Genomic DNA, 6,065 nt, shown 5'->3' on the forward strand with positions numbered 1-6,065 from the left:
TTCAGCACTAGCGAAAATTCCTGTTCCTTTCTTGTAGGTTGCCTACATGGATCACCGCCACCTGGAGCTGCTCCGCGAGCTGGCCGAACGGGGCACGGTGACCGCCGTCGCGCAGGCCACCCATCGGACGCCGTCGGCGGTCTCGCAGCAGCTGAGGACCGCTCAGCGCGAGTTCGGGGTAGCCCTGGTCGAGCCCGAGGGGCGCGGCCTCCGGCTGACCGAGGCCGGGCAACTCCTGGCCGCCGGCGGCCGCGAACTGGCCCGGGTCGCGGCTCGGATCCAGGCCGATTGGGACGCCTTCCGGGGCAGCCCGAGTGGCCGGGTGACGGTCGCTGCGCTGCCGAGTGCCGCCACCGTGCTGCTGCCCGGGGTGCTGCGGGAGCTGTCGGAGAGCGCGATCGAGGTCGAGTGCGTCGACGTGGATGTGGCCGAGACCGAGTACGCCGCGCTGGTCCGCGATCACGACGTGGTCATCGCGCACAGTCTCACCCCGAGGGCACCGGCCGGGACCGATGGGCTGGTCACGCTGCCGCTGGCCCGCGAACCGCTCGACCTCGCCCTCGACGTCGACCATCCCCTGGCGGCGCACCCGGAGTTGACGCCCGAACAGGTCGGTGACCAGGAGTGGATCGGGGTGCCGGTGGGTTTCCCCTTCGATACCGTGCGGTTGGGTGTCGAGGCGGCGATCCGGCGTCCGCTCCATGTGGTGCAGCGGGTCCGCGACAACAGGCTGGCCGAGGCCCTGATCGTCGGCACCTCACGGGTCGCGGTGCTGCCCCGCTTCACCAGCCCGCAAGGGTCCGGGGTGGTGCTCCGCCCGTTGGTCGGCGTCGATGCTGCCCGGTTCATCTTCGCGATCGGCCGCCCGGACCGCGTCGAACGGCTTGCGGTACGGACCGTCCTCGACGCGCTGCGTCGCCAAGCCACCCGCCTAGCTCCAGATAGTCCCTGACGTTTGGCCCCTGAAATGGCCGAATTCAGGGGCCGAACGTCAGGGACTATCGCGGGAATGACGCGAAGCGGTTACTTCGTCGGGGGTGAGACCGAGGTGATCCGGTGCACGGCGAAGCCGCGGAGATCCTCGCTGCGGTGGTCGTAGGCGGTGAGCTGTCCGCCCTCGACCCGACGCGGATCGACCAGTCGTTGAGAGGAGGTGCCGTGGTTGTCCACATACCCGATCAGCACGGTGGCACCGGTCTCGACGGCCTGGCGCAGCAAGGCCAAGGCCTGCGCTGGAGTGGTGGCCGAGGGCCGCTCGGGACGGTGCGCCTCGACCCGGTCGCCGGCCCGGATCGCCGCCACCGCGGCGCTGATCGTGGCCGCCTCGCGTGCCTCCTGATGCCCCGGCGAGGAACGTCGCGGGGTCCGGGCCCGGTGGTTCGTCGGTGCGGCCAGGTGGACCGTCCCGTCGCTGGACTCCACCACCGGTGCTGCCCCGAGATCGCGGAGCGCGGGCAGCAACTCGTCGATCGGCGTCGTCGAGATCACCACGGTGGGCGCGATCCGGCGCAGCCCCAGCGCCACCGCATCGCGGTGGCCCAGCAGCGCGCTGAGCGTCGTCTCGTCGTCGCACCGCAGGTAGGCCTCGGCCCAGCCGATCCGCATCGTGCCGTGGGTGCGGGCGGTGTCGTCGACCAGGTAGGCCAGCGCCTGCGGCACCGGCGTCCGCGACGACGCCGCCAAGAAGGCGTGCAGTTCGTCGGCGGTCCAGCCGACGTCGAGGGCACGCCGGATCGACGGCCCGGTGAACCGGTAGACGGTGGCACCGCCCCGCGACTCCACCTCCGCGATCTGCATCAGCCGCGCAGCCAGGTCGGGGATCAACGGCCCGGGCGCGATCGCGGTGAGGTCGCCCTGGATCAGGACGTGGTCGAGCGGGGCCGGCAACAGTTCGTCGATCGCGGCCCTCGCGCCGTCGGCGTCCCCGGCCACCAGCAGCCGGCCGCTCGGGGAGAGCGCGCCGAGCGCGACGACGCCGAGCTCCGCGGCCTCGCTGATCGTCCAGGCGATCAACCGGCCCTGGGTGACCGAGCGTCGGGGACGGACCCAGGACGCCTGTGCCACCAGGGAGGGGAGGCCCGTCCCCGAGGCCAGTCCGACTCCGTCGGGGAGTTTCGCGAGCAACCGCAGCGCCAGTTCACGGGTGTCGTGGGCGTGCGGGTCGACCAGGTTGGGGGCCAGCGCATTGGCGGCTTTGCCCGCCGAGTCGCGGCTACCGATCAGGGCCGGCAGCCGCGGGCTGCGGAGCCAGGCGGTGACCAGGGTCAGCCACCGTTCGGCGACGCTCTTGCGGGTCCAGGCGTCGTAGGCGTCGGTGGGGAGCCAGGACTCGACGATCCCGCCCGGGGTGCCCGTGCCGAGCAGCCCGGCCTCGGCCGCCACCTCGATGATCAGTGCGGCACCCTGCTCCTCGACGTGCAGCAGGGTGGCCGCCGCCCGGAGGTCGCGGACGCCGAGCCCGCCGGCCCGGAGCGCCGATGGGGGAGCGGTGCTCCAGGTCTCCAGCAGCGTCTCCGTCCGCCGGACCAGGTCGAAGGCGGCCCCGGCAGCGGCTTGGGCGACGCGCTCCGCGGGCTGTTCGGAGGTGATCAGTGCGGGCTGCTCCGGATCGGGGGCGGGCCGTGGCCCGAGCAGATCGGCGATCACGGTGAGCGGCCGTGGGCCGTCGGAGGCCTCCCAGACCAGGGCCAGATCGACCAGCCGGACGATCGTCTCGGGCCCAGGGGTTTGAGCGCCGCCGATCAGGGCATGTAGCACCGAGAGCTCGGCGGCGGTCAGCAGATCAAGCGCGCGCAGGACCGAGGCGCGAGTGGCCGCACGCGAGGCGAGCGCGGACGAGTCGGAAGGAGCGGGTGTGGCGAGATCCGGGCGATCGTGCAGCAGCCGGGCAAGCCGAGGCTCCGGCCAACTGCGCAGTTGGTCGGCCAACGACCGGTGCGTCGGAGTGCTCGCGCTCATCGGCGCAACGTTACCCGGCTCAGCCTCCGCCGCCCCAGGCTCCCAGAACCTGGATTCCGTCGGGCCCGGGCGGTGCGCGTGGTCCATCTGAACTGTGGCGCGGCCACCCACGTCGGCTGGGTGCGCAGCACCAACCAGGACGCCTACCTCGCCGCAGCGCCGGTCTTCGTGGTCGCCGACGGCATGGGCGGACATCAGGGCGGTGAGGTGGCCAGCGCGATCGTGATCGAGGAGTTCGCGCGTCTGGTCCAGGCGGGCTTCGAGCCGCGCGAGGCGATCGGCGCGGTGGCCCGTGCCTTGGCGCTCAGCCAGGATCGGATCGCCCAACACGTCGCGGAGCATCAACGTGACGGTGCGGTCTCCTACTACGCCGGGACGACGGTCGCCGCGGCCCTGGTCTGCGCCGACGAGGAGGGGCCCAAGTGGCTCCTGGTCAACCTTGGCGACTCCCGGATCTACAAGGTGCACCAGGACCGGGTCGAGCAGGTCTCGGTGGACCATTCGGTGGTCCAGGAGCTGGTCGACAGCGGCACCATCACCTCCACCGCCGCGGCCAGCCACCCGGAGCGGCACGTGATCACCCGGGCGCTGAGCGCCGCCGGGCGGACCGACCCGGACTACTTCGTCCTCCCGCTCGCCTCGGCCCAGCGGCTGCTGATCTGTTCGGACGGCGTCAGCGGGATGGTCGCTCCCGACGTGTTGGCCTCCGTGCTCATCGACGTCGCCGATCCGCGTGACGCTGCCGACGCCGTGGTCGCGGCCGCGTTGAGCGGCGGTGGGGAAGACAACGCCACGGCGATCGTGGTCGATGTGGTGGGATGGTCCGAGGCCGACTCGCCCCGGAACCGGAGCGAGCCGGTGAGTCTCGAAGAGAAGTTGGGTGCCCTGCCATGAGTGAGAACTCCACGTCCACCTCGTTCCATGCCGGCGACTGGTTCGGTGTCATCTCCTCGAACGTGCAGGTCTACCTGCCGCCGAGTGAGAAGGCCCGCGTTGCGAGCATCTGGGAGCTGGTGGACCACGGCGCCGACTTCGACGAGGTCCTCGACGCACTGATCAGCGGTGGCCTGCGCGGCCTGCCGGCCTTCGCCCTGCTCAGCGTCGCCGACGACGCCGCCCGCGTGGTTCTCCGTGGCGAGGTGCGCGCCGAGTTCACCGTCGCTGGCGAGTTGATCGTCCTCGACGGGCGCGACGCCGCCACCTGGCTGGAGCGGGCGCTGGCCGGCGTCAGCCAGTCCCGGTTGCTCCTCCACGAGGTCGATGAGGTGGTCGCCGGACTGCTGCGCGACGGCCTGGTCCGGGTCGCGCTGGTGGAGCATCCGGCCACCGTCGAGGTGCGTCCGCTCGGGACCGAGCCGCTCGACCTGACGGCGCGCCCGATCGAGGTGGAGCCGGTCGGGTTCGGATCGGCGCCGCAGTTCGACGCCGAGGTGGCTGCACCGCAGGTCGTCGTGCCGCCTGTTGAGCCGGAGCCCTACGCGGACGCGCTCTCCGCACCGCTGGCCGAGATCGAGGGTTTCGCTGAGCCGGAGCCGGAGCCGGAGCCGGAGCCGGTTGCCGAGCCCGAGGAGGCCGCCTGGATCGAGGCACCGCTCGGTAGCGCCGACCCCGACGTCACCGACGTCCTGCCCCAGATCGACCCGGACGCGACCGGGTTGATGCCGGCGGTCCCGCCGCTGCCGCCCGTCCCGCCGCTGCCGGTCCCGGAACCGCCGCTGCCCCGGAACCCGGTGCCCGGCTTCCCTGATCTGCCCGAGGACGAGCCGGTAGCGGCTGCTCCGGCCGAGCCGAACCCGTGGGCGCCGCCGAGCGAGGCCCAGCCACCGGCCGGGTTCGACCACGACGGCCAGACCGTCACCGGCAACTGGGACTCCAGCCAGTTCCAGCGCCAGCACCCGGGAATCCCCGGGCAGCCGCCTGCCCCGAGCGTCACCGCGCAGCCGGTGGCCAAGCTGCTCCTCTCCAGCGGTGATGTGGTCGACGTGGACCGGGCGATCCTGATCGGGCGTGCCCCGGAGGCGCGACGGTTCACCTCGACCGAGCAGCCGCGACTGGTGACCGTGCCGAGCCCGAACCAGGAGATCTCCTCCACGCATCTGGAGGTACGCCCCGGCTCCGGTGCTGACCACGGCACCGCCGTGGTCAGCGACCTCGGCTCGACCAACGGCACCGTCCTGGTCCTACCGGGCCTGGCCCCCGAGCCGTTGCAGCCGGGTGTCCCGGTGCAGCTCCTGCCGGGATCGCTGATCGACCTGGGCGATGGCCTCACCATTCAGGTGACCAGTCCCTGAGATGCCCGCAACCGCTCCAGTCGCGCAGCCGGACCGCCGGTTCCACGCCTTCCTCATCGACCGCCTGCTTGGCTGGGGCGCCTTCGCTGTGGCGGCCGTCGCCGCCTGGTGGTGGCTCTTCCGCGACGACAAGGTCTGGCTCGGCGTCGCGCTGATCGCCGCGGTGGTCCTGGTCGTTTCGCTGGCGTTCGCTCTGAGCCTGGGCCTGCGCGGCACCAGCCCGGGCCGGGCAGCGGCGGGCATTCGGGTGGTCGACACAGCGACCGGTGCGCCGATCGGGGTGGGCCGAGCGATCCGGCGGTCGCTGATCGTCGGGGTCGGTTCGTTGCCGATGTTCGGACTCGGCCTGGCCGCGTTGGCCTGGACCGCGATCGAGGACCGCAGCGGACAGCGTCGCGGCTGGCACGACCATGCCTGCGGCAGCGTCGTCCTCGACGTCCGTCCGCAGCCGGTCCTCGAGGAGGGCGACGGCGCCGCCGAGGTCCATCTGGTCAACCTGACCGCGATGCGGCTGGCGCCGGTCCGAGCAACCCCACCGCAACCGCAACCGACGCCGACGCCGACGCCCGCACCACCGGCACCGCAGCCGCCCGCTCCGCAGCCATCGGCACCGCGCCCGCCCGCAGCGCAGCCGCCCGCACCGCACCGCGATCAGCGGCCTCCGTGGGGCCCGCCGCTCATGCCCGCGGCGCCGGCCCCGGCTGCGCCGCCCGCACCGCCACCCGTCGCGCACCCCGACGAGGCGCCGCCAGCACCGCCCACAGCGCAGAGCCCATCCGCAGCGCAGAGCCCATCCGCAGCGCAGAGCCCATCCGC

At 72.8% G+C, this 6,065-nt stretch carries 5 protein-coding genes; 4 read left to right on the forward strand and 1 reads right to left on the reverse strand.

Translation table 11 applies throughout. The annotated features are described in order from the left end of the window. Positions 1–46 precede the first annotated feature (46 nt). A complete protein-coding gene (locus ACLM5J_RS13875) occupies positions 47–952 on the forward strand; it encodes a LysR family transcriptional regulator (protein ID WP_413657020.1) in 906 nt (301 codons plus the stop codon). A 71-nt stretch (positions 953–1,023) separates the two neighbouring features. Here the strand turns inward: ACLM5J_RS13875 and ACLM5J_RS13880 are convergent, their stop codons facing one another. Further along, a complete protein-coding gene (locus ACLM5J_RS13880) occupies positions 1,024–2,958 on the reverse strand; it encodes a helicase-associated domain-containing protein (RefSeq protein WP_413657021.1) in 1,935 nt (644 codons plus the stop codon). Positions 2,959–3,036: 78 nt separating this feature from the next. On the opposite strand from ACLM5J_RS13880, the gene ACLM5J_RS13885 reads away from it, so the two are divergent. The 3 genes from ACLM5J_RS13885 to ACLM5J_RS13895 form a co-directional block, all read left to right on the forward strand. After that, the gene (locus ACLM5J_RS13885; RefSeq protein WP_413657023.1) at positions 3,037–3,852 is read left to right on the forward strand and encodes a PP2C family protein-serine/threonine phosphatase; all 816 of its coding nucleotides are present in this window, start codon (positions 3,037–3,039) and stop codon (positions 3,850–3,852) included. After that, positions 3,849–5,249 (forward strand): FHA domain-containing protein, encoded by a 1,401-nt coding sequence (locus tag ACLM5J_RS13890; protein WP_413657024.1) that lies wholly within the window; start codon positions 3,849–3,851, stop codon positions 5,247–5,249. Before ACLM5J_RS13885 ends, ACLM5J_RS13890 begins: the two co-directional genes overlap by 4 nt. A gap of 1 nt (position 5,250) precedes the next feature. Then, the coding region (locus tag ACLM5J_RS13895) for an RDD family protein (protein WP_413657025.1) at positions 5,251–6,065 on the forward strand (815 nt) is incomplete at its 3' end.

Origin of the sequence: Nocardioides sp. Bht2, from assembly GCF_047308515.1 — a bacterium.
Lineage (GTDB): Bacteria > Actinomycetota > Actinomycetes > Propionibacteriales > Nocardioidaceae > Nocardioides.